Annotated in this window: 18 protein-coding genes; 3 read left to right on the top strand and 15 right to left on the bottom strand. The window is 65.1% G+C overall.

The window, feature by feature from the left end:
• Positions 1–155: 155 nt before the first annotated feature.
• Complete coding sequence (locus K0O64_RS07580; protein ID WP_071947063.1) at positions 156–617, top strand: Rv3235 family protein; 462 nt, start codon at positions 156–158, stop codon at positions 615–617.
• Between the two features lie 18 nt (positions 618–635).
• On the opposite strand, the gene secA is transcribed toward K0O64_RS07580, so the two are convergent.
• The 3 genes from secA to K0O64_RS07565 all read right to left on the bottom strand — a co-directional run bounded on the left by secA (position 636) and on the right by K0O64_RS07565 (position 5116).
• Entirely contained in the window at positions 636–3413 is a 2778-nt protein-coding gene (gene secA / locus K0O64_RS07575; protein WP_071947064.1) for a preprotein translocase subunit SecA, read from the bottom strand.
• Between the two features lie 100 nt (positions 3414–3513).
• Positions 3514–4191: a ribosome hibernation-promoting factor, HPF/YfiA family gene (hpf, locus tag K0O64_RS07570; RefSeq protein ID WP_220046249.1), complete on the bottom strand. Its 678-nt coding sequence runs from the start codon at positions 4189–4191 to the stop codon at positions 3514–3516.
• Between the two features lie 295 nt (positions 4192–4486).
• Positions 4487–5116 carry a ComF family protein gene (locus tag K0O64_RS07565; RefSeq protein ID WP_071947065.1) on the bottom strand — a complete coding sequence of 210 codons (630 nt, stop codon included), beginning with the start codon at positions 5114–5116 and terminating at the stop codon, positions 4487–4489.
• A 50-nt stretch (positions 5117–5166) separates the two neighbouring features.
• Here K0O64_RS07565 and K0O64_RS07560 point away from each other — a divergent pair, with 50 nt between their 5' ends.
• Both K0O64_RS07560 and K0O64_RS07555 read left to right on the top strand, forming a co-directional pair.
• Positions 5167–5988, top strand: coding sequence for an alpha/beta fold hydrolase (locus K0O64_RS07560; RefSeq protein ID WP_071947066.1), 822 nt, complete (start codon positions 5167–5169; stop codon positions 5986–5988).
• A gap of 39 nt (positions 5989–6027) precedes the next feature.
• Positions 6028–7257 carry an HNH endonuclease signature motif containing protein gene (locus tag K0O64_RS07555; RefSeq protein ID WP_071947067.1) on the top strand — a complete coding sequence of 410 codons (1230 nt, stop codon included), beginning with the start codon at positions 6028–6030 and terminating at the stop codon, positions 7255–7257.
• Between the two features lie 305 nt (positions 7258–7562).
• Here the strand turns inward: K0O64_RS07555 and K0O64_RS07550 are convergent, their stop codons facing one another.
• The 12 genes from K0O64_RS07550 to ahcY form a co-directional block, all read right to left on the bottom strand.
• Positions 7563–7835 carry a hypothetical protein gene (locus tag K0O64_RS07550; protein ID WP_071950024.1) on the bottom strand — a complete coding sequence of 91 codons (273 nt, stop codon included), beginning with the start codon at positions 7833–7835 and terminating at the stop codon, positions 7563–7565.
• Positions 7836–7850: 15 nt separating this feature from the next.
• A complete protein-coding gene (locus K0O64_RS07545; protein WP_071947068.1) occupies positions 7851–8390 on the bottom strand; it encodes an Imm61 family immunity protein in 540 nt (179 codons plus the stop codon).
• A gap of 112 nt (positions 8391–8502) precedes the next feature.
• On the bottom strand, positions 8503–9018 hold the full coding sequence (locus K0O64_RS07540) for an Imm61 family immunity protein (protein WP_071947069.1): 516 nt from the start codon (positions 9016–9018) through the stop codon (positions 8503–8505).
• Positions 9015–11717, bottom strand: coding sequence for a glycohydrolase toxin TNT-related protein (locus K0O64_RS07535; RefSeq protein ID WP_125477404.1), 2703 nt, complete (start codon positions 11715–11717; stop codon positions 9015–9017). The genes K0O64_RS07540 and K0O64_RS07535 overlap by 4 nt, the downstream gene beginning before the upstream one ends.
• Positions 11718–11741: 24 nt before the next feature.
• Complete coding sequence (locus K0O64_RS07530; protein ID WP_071947071.1) at positions 11742–12032, bottom strand: WXG100 family type VII secretion target; 291 nt, start codon at positions 12030–12032, stop codon at positions 11742–11744.
• Complete coding sequence (locus K0O64_RS07525) at positions 12025–12330, bottom strand: WXG100 family type VII secretion target (protein WP_071947072.1); 306 nt, start codon at positions 12328–12330, stop codon at positions 12025–12027. Before K0O64_RS07525 ends, K0O64_RS07530 begins: the two co-directional genes overlap by 8 nt.
• Before the next feature lie 81 nt (positions 12331–12411).
• Positions 12412–12942, bottom strand: coding sequence for a VOC family protein (locus tag K0O64_RS07520; RefSeq protein WP_083542698.1), 531 nt, complete (start codon positions 12940–12942; stop codon positions 12412–12414).
• Between the two features lie 11 nt (positions 12943–12953).
• Entirely contained in the window at positions 12954–14693 is a 1740-nt protein-coding gene (lpqB, locus tag K0O64_RS07515) for an MtrAB system accessory lipoprotein LpqB (protein ID WP_125477520.1), read from the bottom strand.
• Between the two features lie 23 nt (positions 14694–14716).
• Positions 14717–16387: an MtrAB system histidine kinase MtrB gene (mtrB, locus tag K0O64_RS07510; RefSeq protein ID WP_071947074.1), complete on the bottom strand. Its 1671-nt coding sequence runs from the start codon at positions 16385–16387 to the stop codon at positions 14717–14719.
• Positions 16388–16409: 22 nt separating this feature from the next.
• The gene (gene mtrA, locus K0O64_RS07505) at positions 16410–17096 is read right to left on the bottom strand and encodes a two-component system response regulator MtrA (RefSeq protein WP_071947075.1); all 687 of its coding nucleotides are present in this window, start codon (positions 17094–17096) and stop codon (positions 16410–16412) included.
• A 72-nt stretch (positions 17097–17168) separates the two neighbouring features.
• Positions 17169–17798 (bottom strand): dTMP kinase, encoded by a 630-nt coding sequence (locus K0O64_RS07500; RefSeq protein ID WP_071947076.1) that lies wholly within the window; start codon positions 17796–17798, stop codon positions 17169–17171.
• Between the two features lie 16 nt (positions 17799–17814).
• Positions 17815–19275: an adenosylhomocysteinase gene (gene ahcY, locus K0O64_RS07495; protein ID WP_220046248.1), complete on the bottom strand. Its 1461-nt coding sequence runs from the start codon at positions 19273–19275 to the stop codon at positions 17815–17817.
• Positions 19276–19346 lie beyond the last annotated feature (71 nt).

Here is a 19346-nt window from a genome sequence, read left to right as displayed (position 1 = left end):
TCGACATCCCCGCCCGTCCCGACACGGTAACCGCATACCCGGGGGTGCCGCATCGCGGGTGCACACACGACCGCCGCGGCTGTGCCATCATGTCGCCAACGGTTCGCCCCTCTCCGGCAGCCGGTCCCTGCATTGACCGATCCCGGAGAGTGCCCATGTCCTGCGTCGTTCCCGTCGTCGACTACGAGCCGCCGGTGCTGCACACCGCACCCGAGCGGATGCACCTGCTGCGTCCCCGCGCCCTCGAATCCGCGCCCCGTCCCGTGCCGCCCGCGGCCCCGTCCGCGCCGCTGCGTGCCGCAGGCGGATTCGCCGACGCGGCCCTGCGCCGTGTGCTCGAGGTGATCGACCGGCGGCGCTCGCTGGCGCAGCTGCGCCCCTTGCTCGCCTCCGGCCTGGTGGAGTCGCTGCTGCCTGCGGTCGCCCGCCACGAGGGCAACGGCGCCGCACGACTGCGCCGGCTACGAGTGCAGCCGGTCGGGACCGACGGATCAGCCGCCGAAGTGGCCGCGACCTACACCCGCGACGAGCGCATCCACGCCATCGCCTGTCGCGTCGAGCAGGTCATGACGCCGACCGGTCTGCGTTGGCAGGTGGTGGCGTTGCACATCGGCTAGCCGGGTGAATTACCGCGGTTAACCCCGGCGCAGCCTGCTGCTGCTCTTCGACTGCTTGCGCGCCGCCTCGCGGCGCTCCTTGCGGGTGGTGCCCGCCGTCGCGGCGTGCTTGCCGCCGCCGTTGCGCTGCACCTCGGCCGAGCCGTCTTCGGCGGGGCCGCTGTAGGTCAGCTGCCGGGAGTCGTCGTCGTCGATTCCCTTGGCGCGCAAGGCCGGTGCCGGCTCCTGCTGCTGGTTGCCCAGATCGGCCAACCCGGCCGGGGTGTCGACCGGCGCGACCGCGGGTGCCGGAGTGGCCTCCACCTGCACGTTGAACAGGAAGCCGACCGACTCCTCCTTGAGGCCGTCGAGCATGCCGACGAACATGTCGTAGCCCTCGCGCTGGTACTCGACCAGCGGATCGCGCTGCGCCATGGCCCGCAGGCCGATGCCCTCCTTGAGATAGTCCATCTCGTAGAGGTGCTCGCGCCACTTGCGGTCGATCACGTTGAGCAGCACGTTGCGTTCCAGCTGGCGCATGGCGCCTTCACCGGCAAGGGCCTCGATCTCGGCTTCGCGTGTGGCATAAGCCTTTTCGGCGTCCTCGACGAGAGCGTCGAGCAGCTCTTCACGGGTCAGCTCGCCGGGCTCACCGATGGCGTCGTTGTCGAGCAGGTCGTGATGGTCGATGCCCACCGGGTAGAGCTGCTTCAGCGCGGTCCACAGCTGCTCGAGGTCCCAGTCTTCGGCGTAGCCCTCGGCGGTGGCGCCGTTGACGTAGGCGGTAATGACGTCGACGAGCATGTCGTGCGCCTGCTGCTGCAGGTTCTCGCCTTCCAGGATCCGGCGGCGCTCCTCGTAGATGACCTTGCGCTGCTGGTTCATCACCTCGTCGTACTTGAGGACGTTCTTGCGGATCTCGAAGTTCTGCTGCTCGACCTGGGTCTGCGCGCTCTTGATCGCGCGGGTCACCATCTTGGCCTCGATCGGCACGTCGTCGGGCAGGTTGAGGCGGGTCAGCAGGCTTTCCAGCGTGGCGCCGTTGAAGCGCCGCATGAGTTCGTCACCCAGCGACAGGTAGAAGCGGGACTCGCCCGGATCGCCCTGGCGACCGGAACGACCACGCAGCTGGTTGTCGATACGACGGGACTCGTGGCGCTCGGTGCCCAGCACGTAGAGGCCACCGACCTCGATGACGTGCTCGGCTTCTTTGGCCGCCTGCTCCTTGACCTTCGGCAGTTCTTCCTGCCAGGCGGCCTCGTACTCGTCGGGGGTCTCGACGGGATCCAGGCCCCGCTCCCGCAGGCGCTGGTCGACCAGGAAGTCGACGTTGCCGCCGAGCACGACGTCGGTACCACGGCCGGCCATGTTGGTGGCCACCGTGATCGCACCGCGCCGGCCGGCCTCGGCGATGATGCCGGCCTCCTGCTCGTGGAACTTGGCGTTGAGCACGTTGTGCGGGACGCGCCGCTTCTGGAACTGCCGGGACAGGTACTCCGACCGCTCGACGCTGGTGGTGCCGATCAGGACCGGCTGGCCCTTCTCGTAGCGCTCGACGACGTCGTCGACGACGGCGATGTACTTGGCTTCCTCGGTCTTGTAGATCAGGTCGGTCTGGTCTTTACGGATCATCGGACGGTTCGTCGGGATCGGGACCACACCGAGCTTGTAGATCTCGTGTAGCTCGGCGGCCTCGGTCTCGGCGGTACCGGTCATGCCGGCGAGCTTGTCGTAGAGCCGGAAGTAGTTCTGCAGGGTGATCGTGGCCAGCGTCTGGTTTTCGGCCTTGATCTCGACGTTTTCCTTGGCCTCGATGGCCTGGTGCATGCCCTCGTTGTAGCGGCGGCCGATCAGCACGCGGCCGGTGAACTCGTCGACGATCAGAACCTCGCCGTTGCGGACGATGTATTCCTTGTCGCGCTCGAAGAGCTCCTTGGCCTTCAGCGCGTTGTTGAGGTAGCTGACCAGTGGCGAGTTGGCGGCCTCGTACAGGTTGTCGATGCCGAGTTGGTCCTCGACGAACTCGACACCCAGCTCGTGCACACCGACGGTGCGCTTCTTGATATCGACCTCGTAGTGGGTGTCCTTCTTCATCAGCGGGGCCAGCCGGGCGAACTCGGTGTACCAGTGCGAGGCGCCGTCGGCCGGGCCGGAGATGATCAGCGGGGTACGGGCCTCGTCGATGAGGATCGAGTCGACCTCGTCGACGATCGCGTAGTTGTGGCCGCGCTGCACCATCTCCTCGACCGAGTGGGCCATGTTGTCGCGCAGGTAGTCGAAGCCGAACTCGTTGTTGGTGCCGTAGGTGATGTCGGCGGCGTAGGCGGCGCGGCGCTCGTCCGGGGTCAGTCCGGACAGGATGACGCCGACGTCGAGGCCCAGGAAGCGGTGCACACGGCCCATCCACTCGCTGTCGCGTTTGGCCAGGTAGTCGTTCACGGTGACGACATGGACGCCGTCGCCGGACAGCGCGTTGAGGTAGGCGGGAAGCACACAGGTCAGGGTCTTGCCCTCACCGGTCTTCATCTCCGCGACGTTGCCGAAGTGCAGTGCGGCGCCGCCCATCACCTGGACGTCGAAGTGGCGCTGCTGCAACACCCGCCAGGCCGCCTCGCGGGCGACGGCGAAAGCCTCGGGGAGCAGGTCATCGAGGCTTTCGCCGTCAGCAACGCGCTTCTTGAACTCGTCGGTCTTGGCCCGCAGCTCGCCGTCCGACAACTTCTCTACGTCGTCGGACAAGGTGTTGACGTAGTCAGCCACCCCCTTGAGGCGCTTGACCATGCGACCTTCACCAAGGCGCAGCAACTTCGACAGCACGTTTTCCCCTGAACATATGTAGGAGGGGCCTCCCTGTGGATTGGAGGCTTAAGCGCCCCCCATCCTAGGTGACGCGCTGGTCGAGCCCGGGCAGCGGCGATCAGCCCAGCCGGATCAACCCATAGTCATAGGCGTGGCGGCGGTAGACCACCGACGGCCGATCGCTCTCCTTGTCATGGAACAGGAAGAAGTCGTGGCCGACGAGCTCCATCTCGTAGAGCGCGTCGTCGACGGTCATCGGCTTCGCGGGGTGCTCCTTGGTGCGCACGATGCGGCCCGGTTCGTGGTCGTCGACCGCCGGCTCCTGGACGGCGGGCTGCTCGGGCGTGAACGCCGCGGCCGCGTCGATGAGCGGAGTCACCGCGGTGGCCTCGTGAAGCGATACCGGTGTCTTGTCGCCGTAATGAACCTTGCGCCGATCCTTCGTGCGCCGCAGCCGGTTCTCGAGTTTGTGGACGGCAGCCTCGAAGGCGCCGTAGAAACTGTCCGCACAGGCCTCCCCACGGACCACCGGCCCGCGACCGCGCGCGGTGATCTCGACGTGCTGACAGTTCTTACGTTGGCGGCGGTTGCGTTCATGCTCGAGCTCGACATCGAAGCGGTAGATCGAGCGGTCGAACCGTTCGAGGCGAGCGAGCTTCTGCGCGACATAGACGCGGTAGTGATCGGGGATTTCGACGTTGCGCCCGCACACCTGCACTTCGGCATTGGCGTCGGGTTCGGCAAGGTCGTCATCGTCGGCGAGTAATTGACCGGTGTTCACGGAATCGATTGACATGCTTGACAACTCGTTTCTGTTACGGGTTGCACGCACCTTGGCGTGCCGGCCTGTCTTGGGAGTCTGCGCCGACAGGATTGGCACGAAATTCATCCGCCGGCGCCAGGGGTCGAGAAACCTCACCTCCTACCGTTGCTCGGCGAAGCGGCGGGCCTGTGACTAGACCGCCCCCGTGATTTATTCACGGTGTGTTGGCCCCGACGGTAGTCGTTATTCACACCGGTGTGCCACCTTTTCGGCGCACCTGTTTCCAGTTCTTTCAACCCCTGTTACAGGGACTGAAGTCCTCCCCTGGTCAGGCGTGCGCGAGGGTCAACACCGCCGTTACATTCACGCCGGTTTTGGTGAACGTCCGCACCGCTTCGCGGGCGGTGGCGCCGGTGGTGACAATGTCGTCGACGAGCAGGACGTCGCCTTCGACTTGTTTGGTGATCTTGATGCGGCCGGACAGGTTGCGCTCGCGGTCGGCGATCGTCAGGCCGACGGAGTCGCGGACCATCGCTCGCGTTTTCAGGGCCTGGGTGACTCGCGTCTGCGGGTGTTGCCGAGTGGCCCGGATGGCGATGCGGGTGACGGGGTCGCCGCCGCGGCGGCGGGCAGCCGAGGCACGGGTGGGCGCCGGGACGATGGTGAACGGGGTGTCGAGGATGCCCCAGGTTTCGAGTTGATGGATGCCGAGGGCCAGGGCGCGGGCCAGCGGGGCGACGAGGTCGCGACGGCCGTGCTCTTTGAGCGCGACGATGGCCTGCCGGCGGGGGCCGGCATAGCGGCCGAGAGCGAAGACGGGCACGCCGGGGTCTATGCGCGGGGTGACGAGGTGCGGTTCGTCGGTGTGGACCTTCAGCGACGCGGCGCAGGCGTCGCACCACCTGGTCGACGGCGCACCGCACCCTCCGCACTCGAGCGGGAGGATGAGGTCGAGCATGGCTCAGTGTGGCCGGTTCCGGCGATGTGGCGGGAGTACTGTCCACAGGAGTGGCTGAGACGACGGGATTCGTCGAGGCGAACGGACTGACGTTCGCCTACATCGAGGAGGGCGCAGGACCTCTGGTGCTGATGCTCCACGGGTTCCCGGATACCGCGCACACGTGGGATCACCTTCGTCCCCTGATTGCTGCACGCGGCTATCGGGCCGTCAGCCCGTTCATGCGGGGCTATCACCCGACTGCGGTGCCTGCCGCAGATCCCGGTCAGGAGACGCTGGCGCGTGACGTGCTGGCGTTGATATCTGCGCTGGGAGCTTCCGAGGCCGTGCTCATCGGCCACGACTGGGGTGCCTCGGCAGTCTACGGTGCGGCGGCGCTGAGGCCGGATTTGGTGTCCAAGCTGATCACTGTGGCGATTCCACATCCCGCGACGTTGAAGCCTTCACTTCGGAAGGTCTGGGGTGTCAGGCATTTCGCCGCGTACAAGCTGCCCGGGGCGGCGAAGCGGTTCGCACGCAACAATTTCGAGGCGTTACCCGCCATCTATCGGCGATGGTCGCCGACGTGGACTCCGCCCGCCGCGGAGTTCGATGCCGTCCGCGAGTGCTTCTCAAGCCCCGGAAGCCTCGACGCCGCGTTCGGTTACTACCGGAAACTGTCACCGCTGCCGTCGGCGTCATTGAAGAAGAAGATCACCGTGCCGACGGTCGTCATCGCCGGAACTGACGACCCCGTGGCCGAGCCATCGGATTACCGTCGCTCCGCCCGGATGTTCAAGGGCGAGTACATCGTTGAGGAAGTCCCCGGCGGACACTTCATGCATCGGGAACATCCGGCGCTGTTCGCGGCGCGGGTGCTGGGCCACCTCTAGGCGTTCCTTTTTGTCGGTGGGTGCTGCCATGATGTAGTCATGTCGTCGGCCGCCGTGCTCACCCCGAAGGAGCGCCTCGAGGTGGTGTTCGAGGAGTTGGCGGAGCTGGCCGGGCAGCGCAACGCGATCGACGGGCGCATCGTGGAACTCGTCGCCGAACTCGACCACGGCAACCTGTGCGGCATGACCGGGGCACGCTCCGTCGCCGCGGTGGTGGCCTGGAAACTGGGCACCTCGACAGCCAACGCCAACACCATTTCCACAGTCGCACAACGACTACCGGAATTCCCGCGATGTGTGGCGGCATTGCGCGAGGGCCAGCTCTCAGTCGATCAAGTCGGCGTCATCGCCGAACGCGCCGCCGACGGATCCGACGAGCACTACGCACAACTGGCCACCGTTGCCACCGTCAGCCAACTACGCAAAGCCATCAAACTCCAACCCCGACCACCCAAACCCGGCCCCCAACCCGACCCGCCACGCTCGCTCCGCAAAACCGTCGGCGACGAGGCGACCACCTGGAATATCACTCTTCCCAACATCGAAGCAGCCACCTTCGACGCCGCCCTGCAATCCCACCACGATGCGCTGATCGCCGACTGGAAACGCGACCACGACACCGACTCCACCAACAACGCACCACCCCTGCCCAACACCACCGACGCGTTCATGAGCCTCATCGAGGCCGGCTGGGACACCGACGTCGCCCGCCGCCCCCACGGACAACACACCACCGTCGTCGTGCACCTCGACGTCGACAAGCGCATCGGGGAACTCCATCTGGGTCCCCTGCTCACCCAGGCCGACCGCCAATACCTCACCTGCGACACCACCTGCGAAGTCTGGTTCGAACGCAACGGCCAACCCCTCGGCGCCGGGCGCAGCACCCGCACGATCAACCGGCGACTACGCCGCGCCCTCGAACACCGCGACACCACCTGCGCCGTCCCCGGCTGCGGCGCCACCCGCGGACTACACGCCCACCACATCCAGCACTGGGAAAACGGCGGCCCCACCGAACTCCACAACCTCGTCCTGCTCTGCCCCTACCACCACCGCGCACACCACCGCGGCGACATCACCATCACCGGACCCGCACACCACCTCACCGTCGTCGACAGCGACGGCGACCCCCTCACCCCACGATCACTAGCCCGCCCACCCAACCAACCGCCACCCGACGTCCCACCATGCCGCGGACCCATCGGCGAACGCGCCCAATGGAAGTGGTACCAACCATTCGAGCCAAAGGCTCCGCCGGAGAATTAGGTTGGTTTACTGCTGGGCCGGTTATCGGACCAGATGGTGTGGTAGTTGTCGAGCGCGCCAAGCGCTTCGGGTGCAAGGCTCGGGTGACGCTCGACCATGATTGCCTCGATGGCGGTCCACCGTCGGTGAGTGTCGGACCGCTCCACTCCAGATCGATTTCGACGGTCTCTGCGAGATTTCGTGGACGCGCACTAGGAGTTGTTCGGCTCGGTCGCCGAAAACTTCGTTGAACTGCTGGACATTTCGTCCTGGATAGTTCTTGAGGTAGACGCAGATGGCCGCATTGAATTCCGGTTGGCCGGTAGTCATGACGGCGTGCCGCGGTTCCAACCGGGCTTGTAGATGAGCAGATCGTCATGCTCACGGCGGCGGCACGACTCGATGAACTCAAGTGCAGCGTCGTGGTTTTCGCTGAAGTGCTTGTACTGCTCGGGAGTTAAACGGTAGTACTCGATGTAATCCACTACTTGGGCTGCCACCGGGAAAGACGCGTAGTGGCCGCCCTCCTTCAGATCAACACCCAGCCAGAATCGGTCCTCCCGAGAGAAGTAGGTATTGTCAAATCGCCTGACCGCCATCGTCACTCCTGTGTCCTAGTCATCCCGAACAGAGAACACTGGCTTGCCCTCCGGATCCAAGAACGACTGCTCGATCGCTTCCACAGTGTTTGACGCAAGCACTGACAGGTAAGCAACTTTCATCGTGCCGACCAACTCACCGCCGCCCACAACAGCCACCACTCGATTCTCGGGGTCGACAAGGGTGCACCGGTTTTTGCCCCAATAATGTTGCCTGCCGATCGAGTAGCCGGCAGCCACATCCTCGGCAGTGCGTGGGTGCGCGAGACGTCGGAGGGCGTTCAGGGATCTGATTGGTCGGGCGAAATCCGTTATGAACTTGCGCTCAACCAACGAGGGCAGGGTGGAGGCGAGCTCAAACTGCTCTTTTCCCATACGTTCTGAGCACGTGGCGACGATCCAGCCGTCCGCGTCAACGCCGAAGAAGTAGCGAATCTCTCCTCCGCCGTCCCACACGATCGCTCGCCCGTCCGTCGAGGACGACTCGGTAATTTGGAAACCTGCTCTGTGTGCCCAGCGTTCAAATGCTGAAGTCAAACCGATCTCAGGCCTCATTATCGCCCGAAGTCTTCCTCAACTGCGCCGGCAGTGAATCTGGCATCTCGTCCACGAGCAGGCCGTCTAACTCGTCATTTGACACTGTCATCGTCGTTCGAAACCATGCGGCCTAGTGCGCGAAGACCGGTCGGCCGTCAGCTGACTCATAGCTCTGTTTGATGTCACTGGAGCTCTGACCAATGAGGTGCGACAGGAGAACCAAGTCCATCATCCCGACATCGCCATCACGTACTTGAACGAGCCGCTCGCCTTTGGCATCGATTAGATAGGCGAACCCGTCATTACCTCGATCTATAGTGAACCCTCCCGCGAGCTGAGCCTCAGTCGTCGGTACCTCCAGCCATGGCAATCTGCGTTTTGAGCGGATGTCGGATCCGAAGAAGTCCCAAAGATAGTCCTCGATAATCTCGATCCGGGGGGAGGAGAGGACGAATACCTCATCTTCGCCGCGGTCGGCTGACGTGAGTGTGGCCATACCGGCCGAGCCACGAACGAAGAGTCGAGTCTCCCCGCCGGGATCGGTCCAAAACAACGCCGCACCTAACTGATCTGAATGCCCAAACGCGTAACCAGCTTGCCGGGCCCAGTCAACCAGGTCTGGATTGATTTGCGGCGAATTGGTCATCGAATGACCCCCATTCTCTTCAGTCGTTCTACTCGAACCTCAACATTCGCTTGGTCGAAGATACGCACCTGGAGTGACCCTCCCTCGCGTCCAAACGCTGGCGCGACTTCTGACACTTCGATGTGCCAACCCTCCGGCATGCGGCCGGTTAACGAATACGAGAAGTATGGGTCCAGAAGGGTCGATATAGGCAGGCCACGGGACTCAAATGACTCCGCAATCCCATCACGCATCACCGCGAGGTACTTCCCAGACTCAAGTCCAATGCGGTCTACTTCCCTGCCGTAGTCGCGGATGTAAGCATCAATGGAGTCGTACACAACTTTCGAGTGCGGAACGGCACCATCATTCGGCGGATAATTCTGGAATTCCCTACCCTCAGGACCAATTTCGTTGTAGCGGGCCTCGTAGTCCTCTTTGCTCATCGGCACGCCGCGGGCGTCGCGCCCATACGGTGCATCGTGATCGGTAATCAGGGATCGCACCTCGGGATCGATCTCATCGGGATGCGGATAGTGATCGCTAGACCAGTGTTCGTCGAGCGGTTCACCGTACGTCGGTTTGTCATTCGGCTTGTCGTCCACGCGCTCCCAGCCATCACCCTTTTCCTCGGGATAGGAATGCACAGGATCGTGTGATGGACCACTGGCAGTGGGCGTGTCTCCATGATGGTGCTGCGGATCGGGGCCATCAGACGAATTGCCGCGTGGATCCGGGTTGATGTCGTCGGGTCGCCCGCCACCTCCATGATCACCAGACCCGCCGTGCGAACCACCTCCGCCGTCGCCTGAACCCGGGTGAGGGCCATGCCCCGCCCCGTCTGCGGCTGCCTCCGCGCCGTGCGCTCCGACTGCCGCGGGTACTCGGTCGCCCGCGCCGCCTGCGGCAGAGGACATCACGTCGGCGGCGTGACCACTGCCGCTGCCCAGCGCTCCGGCGGAAGGAGCACTCGGCAAGGCCGATCCCGCGCCACCTGATCCAGCCGAAGGCGCGCTCGCCGGTGCTTCTGCAAGCTGGTTCGCCAGGGCCTGCCGCTCAGCCGCAGTAGCGGGCACGTCCACAACCGAAGGCCGAGGCTCCCCAGGCACTTTCGGCACTTCGGCGCGTCCAGACCCCGCATGCTCAGGCGCTGCTCCCGCAGGTGCCCGCTCCGTCGGCCCCCCGGCACCGTGACCTTCAACGGGCGCCGACCGCGGCTCAGCTGGCGCTGAAGGAGTCGGCTTCGGCGGCACAGCCTCGGGCGTCGCCGGCTTTGGCGCCGCATCAGGCAGCGGACGTGGCGCACCGCCCGCTGGCACTTCCGGCGGGCGAACAGGCGGCGGCACCGCGGCTTCGGCACCCTTCGCGACATCGCGCGCTACCTGCGGAGCCGCATCAGCGACGTGCGGTGCCGCCTTGGCCGCGGCTTCGGCCGCATCTGCTGCACCGTGGGTCACCTTGCCTGCCGCACCGAGCCCGCCGCCGGGAACGAGAAATGTGAGCGCGTCGAACAGGTTGGCGCCCAACCCTTCTGCCGGATCCTTCGACCAGAGATCCGAGTGCACGAAGCCCTTCCCCGCGTCCTTCCAGGACTCGCCGACGCCCGGCGCCCCGTCACCACCGAGGCCGACCAGCGGCGCCATCCCGGTGACGGTCTCCTTCCAGTCGTTGAACCACCGGTCGGGCTGTGTCATCGCCCGCAGCGGTCCGTACTTCCAGTTGTCCTTCACTAGATTCTCGGCCTGTCCGAAGAACCCCTTGGTGAGTCGTAGATCGCGGTCGATCAATCGCCCGACCTCGGTTCCATGCAGGAACTGGTTCCACTCCTTATCGGCATACTTGGTCATCGAGGACGCGATGTTCTCGGCCGCCGACATCGCCACCGTCATCTCTGATGCCAGCGCCGACGTTTCGGACTTGAAGTTGTCGATCACCGTTTTGATGTCATCGGCGATCTTCTTGATCTCGTCTTCGTCCTCTCCAGTGAGAACGTCCCAGACTTCTTTGAAGCCGGTCATCGGATCGCAGATCCTGCTCAGCAGGTCGATGATCGCCGCATGAACCGCATCGATCTTGGCCGCATACGCGTTCAACTGTGCCGCTATCGTGGTGGACTGATTCATGATCTGCACGGCACCGTTGATTGATTCGGTGAAGGCTTTACCGATCGCCTCGGCTTCCGGAATCTGCTGGGCGCCTACGATTCCCAGCGGTCCCGCTGCGGAGGTCTCGGTCACCAACAGTTGAGTGCCGGCCGCTGTCCAGGCGGCCGCGGCAGCACGCAATTGAGCAGAGTCTCCGTTGGGCCAGATCATCCCGATGTACTTGGCCACCCAACCGAACCCTGCCGGCGCCGCGTCGCCTGCGCCCACCGATGATGGCGGCGTCGAGGCCGTTATCTTTCCCGACGCCGGCGGGACCGGTAGCGGCTGGGTCCTGCCCGAGACGTCGGACTGGGCATCGGCCATCGAGTAGTTGTGGGCCGAAACCCGCACACCGTCACCAAGATTCACCAGACCGTTGCGGGCTGCAGCGATCGCTTGCAAGACGGCAGCAGCGGTCGAATCGTACTTCTGCCCCATCGCCGCACCGACCGGATCATTGCCGCACATGCTGCCGCAACCCGACAGCGCACCCTCGAGCGTCGACATCGTCCAACCGATGTCCTTGCCGACATCGACCAGTGCCGAACCCGCACCGTCAAGTGCGGTGGGGTCCACGGAGAGCGGTGGCATATGACCCCGCTAAGACCACATGTTCTGGTTGTTCGTCATCACCGACGTGTAGTTGCTGTGTGCGGTGTCTCCGGCCGCATGCAACCGGTTCAGCGCTTCCTGCATGAGCGCGGCACCGTGTTTCCATGACCGGTGCGCTTCGGCGTGCGCGGCGGTGGCTTCCCCGGCCCACGTGATGTGCAGAGCGGATATCGTCGAGTCGATCTCGGCGAGGAGGCTCTCGGCGGTCCGCTGAAACTCCGACATCTCGGCCACGGCATCCGCGAGCGACTCAGGATTCACCGAAAATGCCTCAGCCACCGTAGACACCTCGCACCTCCGCGGCATTGGCTTGCTCCTGCGACGCGAACGTCTTGCCCGCCTCTCCGAGCAAGTCGGCCATGATCGCCAGGGCTTTCTCCACCTCGTCGGCGCCTGTGTGCCACATCTTCCAGGCGTCCCCGTATGAGCCGCCAGAAGTGCCCTGCCAGTTCGCCAGCATCGAGGTGACGTTTCCATCCAGAGACTTCAATCGTTCGAGCAAGTGCTGAGCAGCCCCAGACAGCGACTGACACGTGGCCGACAGCACGGCCGGATCGGTCCGAAACTCTCCACTCACAGAGCAAACGCTACTGGCTTGACACCGCCTCCACAATTCACCTCTGAGCAGCGGGTCAAGCCCGGAAACGCGCAGCCGCCGCTACCCGAACAGTGTCCGGATCGGGTCGCTGCCGTCCCAGCCGACGGAGGCCGACCGCACCAGTTCACCCATCCCGATCGTCGCCGGGGTGAGCTCCATCAGCTCGATGATCGTCGCGGCCGTGCCCGACGGCGGTTCGAAGTAGGCATAGCGGGCCGTGCTCGCATCGCCACCCGACCACACCACCGGCCACCCCGCGGCGTGGCCGGCCGCCAAGGCGGCGTCGTAGTCCTCGGCCCAGTAGGCCCACTGGTGAAAACCATCCCCGCCCGCCGAGGTGAACTCCGAGTAGATCGACGGCGCATCGTTGTCCTGGTGGATGATCTCGATCTGCATATCGCCGCTGTTGGCCAACCCCAGTGTCAGCTTCACCGTGCAGTCCTGGCCGCGGTAGATCCCGGTCTGCTCGATCCCGCGCAGCACGTAGAACGGACCGACACCCAGCGCGAGAAACTCGTCTAGCGCCTTGTCGAAATCCTGCACGATGTAGCCGATTTGACGGATCACACCGGGCAGCACGGGTCCAGACACCAGATCTCCTCTCAGCCGGGAAGCACCGGCACCGCGCCGGGCGTCAGGAAAGGCCGGACGTCCGACCAGGATTGACTGTTCTCGGCGCTGTTGCCCGACAGCTGCAACACTCCGCGACTGTCGGACACATAGACCGCTGCCGGGTTGGCCGCGACCGCCGTCACCGGCATCGCGATGTTGCCGCTCGGCCCGTCGGAGTTGACTCCGTCGATGTTCACGTACGACACCGGATGCGCCGCATCGGTTCGGGTGACGACGATGTCGTCGCCGGTGCGCCACGACAGCGATACCACCGACGATCCGAGGCCGAAACCGAGCCGTCGCGGATACGTCAGCGCGAACTCTCCGGCCGGCGTCTGCTCCACATTCGCCAGGATCACCTGGCCGTTGACCACCATGGCCGCCCTGGTGCTGTCGCGGGACAGCTGTAGATCCACTATGGCCCCGGGGAATTGGGACACCACGGCCGCGGAATCCACCGGGATGCGCGCCGGCTGCCCCGAGGCCTGCTCCTGAATGACCCGCACCACACTGTTGCCGTCGACCACCACCCACACCGCGTCGTCCAGCGCCCACGAGGGTCGCGTCAACGAACGCGCGTCAGTAGCCTTGGCCGCCGCGCCCCCGTTCGGGCCGATCCACACCGAAGACATCATGTCCGGCGCACCGGGCCGCTGCACCGTGACCGAGGCGATGGCCTGACCGGTCCGCGACAGCGCCGCCGACACCTGATCGTTCATCTGTCCGAACGAACCGGGCACCGGGGTGGCGCGCTGCCCGTCCAGCGACACCATCGATCCGCGGATCAACGCGTGCACACCGGCGGAGGCGCCGTCGACGGCACCCGGATCGGTGGCCGCCACATCGGTGGTGTCCCAGCCGTCGGCGAACCGGTCGTCGAGAGCGGCCCCGTCGGCATTGATCACGTACGGGCCCTTGATGTCGGCCCGCGCCAACGTCCAAATGATCTGTGCGGCAAGTAGTTGCCGGCTATGCGGATCGGTGGTGGTCAAGTTCTCCAGGTCGAGCTTCGCGCCGCCGTAACCGCGACCGATGCCGGTTTTACCGCCGTCGGCTCGGGTCACGGGACCGATCAGCTTCAGCGGCCCGAGGAGGTTTCGTACGGTGCGGGCCATCTCCGGGCGTGGCCCGGCGATCAGCTTGGTGACGAGTTCGGTGGCCAGTTGGTCGGCATCGGACACCGCGACATAACGCGGATCGGGAACGACGGTCTTGCCGGTCGGGTCGACGAAATACAGGGTGTTGCGCTTGTAGGTCGCCTGGAACTGTTGCCAATCCAAGAACACACCGTTGGGCACCTTGTTGATTCGCCAACCGTCCGGAGTTTGCACCAATTCGATCGGCCCAGGGTCGGGCAGCTGCCCCTCAGCGGTTTCGAATACACCCACATCGGACAGCGACCCAAGCATATCCGCCTTCATCGTGACCGAAACCCGATCGGGAGTGCGGGTTTCGACGAACACGACATTGTCGATCAACAGCGCACTGCCCTGGTCGTCCCACGCGCTGGAGGCCGCGGCGGTGAGGAATTGCCGCGCCGCCAGATGCCGGTTCGCCGGATCGGCAGTGGCCTTGAGGAATTCCCGCAGCAGCTGGTCGGGATCCATTCCCGGCGTCGGCTTGGGCAGGCTCTTGGGCTGGGGACGCTCGACCGTGCCGATCGCCTGTGGCGCCGAAGAATTCGGCACACCGGCACATCCACCAGCCAACAACGCAACCAGCCCGGCCATCAACAGCGCCAGCAGCCGGCGTCTCACACGCTCTCCCCCGCCGGCTCCCGCTGCCGAACCTGCCGAGAATCCTTGCCACTGTCACGCTCTGCGGCAACAGGTTTCAGTGGCAGCGGGCTGGTCGTGACCTTGTGTCCACGCACCAACGGCAACGTCAGCCGGAAACATGCACCGTTGCCGGGCTCGCCCCACGCCTCCAACCGACCCTGGTGCAGCCGGGCGTCCTCGATACTGATCGCCAAACCCAGTCCTGTCCCGCCGGAACGGCGCACCCGCGAGGGATCCGAGCGCCAGAACCGGCTGAACACCAGCTTCTCCTCACCCGGTCGAAGGCCGACACCGTAGTCCCGGACGGTGACCGCGACGGTGTCCTCGTCGGCGGCCATCCGGATCCGGACCGGCTTGTGCTCGGCGTGGTCGATGGCATTGGCAATCAGGTTGCGCAGGATGCGCTCGACGCGGCGGGCGTCGACCTCGGCGATCACCTCGTGGTCGGGAAGATTCACCATCAACTCGATACCGGCCTCGTCGGCGAGGTGGCCGACATTGCCCAGCGCGCTGTTCACCGTCGACCGCAAATCGACCGCTTCGACCGAAAGTTCGGCGACACCGGCGTCGTGACGCGAGATCTCCAGCAGATCGTTGAGCAGGGTCTCGAACCGGTCGAGCTCGTTGACCATCAGTTCAGTGGAGCGTCGCAGCGCCGGGTCGAGTTCCTCGGCATGATCGTGAATGAGGTCGGCCGCCATCCGCACAGTGGTCAGCGGGGTGCGCAGCTCGTGGCTGACGTCGGAGGTGAACCGACGCTGCAGATTGCCGAACTCTTCGAGGTTGGTGATCTGGCGTTGCAGGCTTTCAGCCATATCGTTGAACGACACCGCAAGCCGCGCCATATCGTCCTCGCCGCGCACCGGCATCCGTTCGGACAGATGACCTTCGGCGAAACGTTCGGCGATGCGCGAGGCCGAGCGCACCGGCAGCACCACCTGTCGCGAGACCAGCAGTGCGATCCCGGCCAGCAGCACCAGCAGGACAAGACCACCGGTGGCCATCGTCCCGCGCACCAAAGTGATCGTGTTCTCCTCGCTGTTGAGCGGGAAGATCAGGTACAGCTCGAGATTCGGCACGTGCGACGGCGCAGGCGTTCCGATCAGCAGGGCCGGCCCGCTGAAGCTCTCGGTATGCACCGCCGAGTACTGGTAGCTGACCTGGCCGGCTTTGACGAAGTCGCGCAACGACTTCGGGATCTGATCCACCGGCCCGGCAGCAGTGGCCGCGCGCGGACCGTCACCCGGGACCATGAGGACCGCGTCGAACGTTCCCGCCAGCGCGGCCCCGGAGGACTGACCGGTCTTGGAAATCAGCGTGTTGCGGGCCAGCTGCAGGCTGGAGTCCAGCGAGCGCGCCTCTTCACCGCTGACCGTTCCGCTGACGGTGTTGCGCGCCCGGTCCAATTCCTCAGTGGCCGCATGTACCTTGACGTCGAGCACACGGTTGGTGATCTGACTGGTGAGCACGAATCCGAGCGCCAAGATGACGGCCGCCGACAGACCCAACGTCAGCACGACCACCCGCAACTGCAGCGAGCGGCGCCAGATCAACCCCAGTGCTCGACTCAGCGCACTCGTACCCCGAACCAGGGGACCCGATCGTCCCCACGGACCGCGGATGCGCCGCCTCGAGCCGAACATCACCTGCGGCGCTCCTCCGCGCGGATCATGGGGGTCCGGCCTTGTAACCCACTCCTCGAACGGTCAGCACCACCTGCGGGTTCTCGGGGTCCTTCTCGACCTTCGCCCGCAACCGCTGGACATGCACGTTCACCAAACGGGTGTCCGCGGGGTGGCGATATCCCCACACCTGTTCGAGCAGCACATCTCGAGTAAACACCTGGCGTGGTTTGCGTGCCAGCGCCACCAACAGGTCGAACTCCAGCGGCGTCAGCGAAATCTGCTCGCCCTCCCGAGTGACTTTGTGCGCGGGCACGTCGATGTCGATGTCGGCGATCGACAGCATCTCGGCCGGCTCGTCCTCGTTGCGCCGCAACCGGGCCCGGACTCGGGCCACCAGTTCTTTGGGCTTGAACGGCTTCATCACATAGTCGTCGGCGCCCGATTCCAAGCCCAGCACCACGTCGACCGTGTCGGTCTTGGCGGTGAGCATGACGATCGGCACGCCGGAGTCCGCCCGCAGCACCCGGCACACATCGATGCCGTTCATGCCGGGCAACATGAGGTCCAGCAACACCAGATCGGGGCGGAGCTCACGCACAGCCGTCAGCGCCTGCGAGCCGTCGCCGATGACCGCGGTGTCGAAACCCTCGCCACGCAACACGATGGTGAGCATCTCGGCCAGCGATGGGTCGTCGTCGACTACGAGAATCCTTTGCCTCATGGTGTCCATGGTGTCACCGAATTGGGACAAACCCCGGCTACCACACGGGCGAGTTGCGACATTTCCGCTGCGTGGCGTCCCCTAATCCAGTAAAGAGGCCACCAAAGCCGTCGGATCGACGTCCGGAGCGACAATCGACCAGGGTCCACCCCAGTTAGCGGCACCCAGTTCGGCATACACCGCACCGGTTCGGCGCTGTAGTCCGTCGTCGCGCTCGTAGGCATCGCGCGCCCGGTCGATCTCCTGCTCGGCCCGCTGCTTGGCCCGTTCGGCCGCCAGCTCGACCGAGGCGTCGAGCAGGATCTGGCGATCGGGGCGGGGCAGACCGAACCGGCCGTACTCGAGTGCACCCACCCACGACACCGCCTCACCCGAGGCGTCCTGATGCAGCCGAGCGGCGCTGTAGGCGGCATTCGACGCGACGTAGCGATCCAGGATCACCACGTCGTGCTCGCGGCCAAGCGCAGCGATCTGGTCGATCGCCTCGGCCCGGTCGAGTGCGAACAAGGTCGCCATCGCGTAGACCGAGTCAGCCAGATCGCCGTGCTGACCGTGCAGCGCCTCGCTGGCGAGGTCGGCATGGATCGACTGCCCGTACCGCGGAAACGCCAACGTCGTGACCGACTTGCCGTCGGCTTCCAACGCGCGCTGAAGTCCGGCGGTCAGCGTCCGCTTGCCGGCCCCGTCGAGTCCCTCGATGACGATGAGCACGCCGGGAGCCTAACCGTCAGTAGCGGTAGTGCTCCGGCTTGTACGGACCCTCGACGTCGACGCCGATGTACTCGGCCTGGTCCTTGGTGAGCTTGGTCAGCGTGCCACCGAGGGCCTCGACGTGGATGCGGGCCACCTTCTCGTCCAGGTGCTTGGCCAGCCGGTAGACCTCGTTGTCGTACTCGTCGTTCTTGGTCCACAGCTCGATCTGCGCGATCACCTGGTTGGAGAAGCTGTTGCTCATCACGAACGACGGGTGACCCGTCGCGTTGCCCAGGTTCAGCAGCCGGCCCTCGGACAGCACGATGATCGACTTGCCGTCTTCGCCGAAGATCCACTCGTCGACCTGCGGCTTGATATTGATCCGCTTGGCGCCGGACCGCTCCAGCGCAGCCATGTCGATCTCGTTGTCGAAGTGGCCGATGTTGCCGAGGATGGCCTTGTCCTTCATCGCCTTCATGTGATCGAGGGTGATGATGTCCTTGTTGCCGGTCGAGGTGACGACGATGTCGGCGTCTCCGATCGCCTGCTCGACCGTGACCACGTCGAAGCCGTCCATCAGCGCCTGCAACGCGTTGATCGGGTCGATCTCGGTGACCTGCACGCGCGCACCCTGGCCGGCCAGCGACTCCGCGCACCCCTTGCCGACGTCGCCGTACCCACAGATCAGCACCTTCTTGCCACCGATCAGCACGTCGGTGCCGCGGTTGATGCCGTCGATCAGCGAGTGGCGGGTGCCGTACTTGTTGTCGAACTTGCTCTTGGTGACCGAGTCGTTGACGTTGATGGCCGGGAACGCGAGCTCACCCGCGGCGGCGAACTGGTACAGGCGCAGCACACCGGTGGTGGTCTCCTCGGTGACGCCCTTGACCGACTCGGCGATCTTCGTCCACTTGGTGTAGTCCTTCTCAAAGCTTTTGCGGCACAGCTCGAGGAAGACCTTCCACTCGGCCGAGTCATCCTCTTCGGCGGGGGGAACCACGCCGGCCTTCTCGTACTGCGCACCGCGCAGAACCAGCATCGTGGCGTCGCCGCCGTCGTCGAGGATCATGTTCGCCGGCTCGCCCTCCCAGGTGAGCATCTGCTCGGCGGCCCACCAGTACTCCTCCAGCGTCTCGCCCTTCCAGGCGAAGACCGGGGTGCCCTGCGGCTCGTCGGGGGTGCCGTGCGGGCCGACGACGACGGCCGCGGCGGCGTGGTCCTGGGTGGAGAAGATGTTGCAGCTCGCCCAGCGCACCTCGGCGCCGAGCGCCACCAACGTCTCGATCAGCACCGCGGTCTGCACGGTCATGTGCAGCGAACCCGAGATCCGCGCACCCTTGAGCGGCTGGACATCGTGGTATTCGCGGCGCAGCGCCATCAGGCCGGGCATCTCGTGCTCGGCGAGGCGGATCTCCTTGCGGCCGAAGTCGGCCAGCGAAAGGTCGGCGACCTTGAAGTCGATGCCGTTCTTCACATCGACGGTCAGTTCAGACATGTAGAGCCCCTTTTCGTTCGTCATTTGCCGATGAGCGCGCGACACGCGCGCTGGCGACACCCTCAGCCTGC

It is taken from the genome of Mycolicibacterium pallens (genome assembly GCF_019456675.1).
GTDB lineage: Bacteria > Actinomycetota > Actinomycetes > Mycobacteriales > Mycobacteriaceae > Mycobacterium > Mycobacterium crocinum.
The sequence above is the reverse complement of the archived record's forward strand: the minus strand, read 5'-3'. Positions and strand labels throughout refer to the sequence as shown.

Bases quoted from the DNA above. Each gene is read 5' to 3' on its own strand.
- K0O64_RS07580 (WP_071947063.1), top strand. From the start codon at position 156: ATGTCCTGCGTCGTTCCCGTCGTCGACTACGAGCCGCCGGTGCTGCAC.
- hpf (WP_220046249.1), bottom strand. From the start codon at position 4,191: ATGTCAATCGATTCCGTGAACACCGGTCAATTACTCGCCGACGATGAC.
- K0O64_RS07565 (WP_071947065.1), bottom strand. From the start codon at position 5,116: ATGCTCGACCTCATCCTCCCGCTCGAGTGCGGAGGGTGCGGTGCGCCG.
- K0O64_RS07555 (WP_071947067.1), top strand. From the start codon at position 6,028: ATGTCGTCGGCCGCCGTGCTCACCCCGAAGGAGCGCCTCGAGGTGGTG.
- K0O64_RS07550 (WP_071950024.1), bottom strand. From the start codon at position 7,835: ATGGCGGTCAGGCGATTTGACAATACCTACTTCTCTCGGGAGGACCGA.
- K0O64_RS07545 (WP_071947068.1), bottom strand. From the start codon at position 8,390: ATGAGGCCTGAGATCGGTTTGACTTCAGCATTTGAACGCTGGGCACAC.
- K0O64_RS07540 (WP_071947069.1), bottom strand. From the start codon at position 9,018: ATGACCAATTCGCCGCAAATCAATCCAGACCTGGTTGACTGGGCCCGG.
- lpqB (WP_125477520.1), bottom strand. From the start codon at position 14,693: ATGGCCGGGCTGGTTGCGTTGTTGGCTGGTGGATGTGCCGGTGTGCCG.
- mtrA (WP_071947075.1), bottom strand. From the start codon at position 17,096: ATGGACACCATGAGGCAAAGGATTCTCGTAGTCGACGACGACCCATCG.
- ahcY (WP_220046248.1), bottom strand. From the start codon at position 19,275: ATGTCTGAACTGACCGTCGATGTGAAGAACGGCATCGACTTCAAGGTC.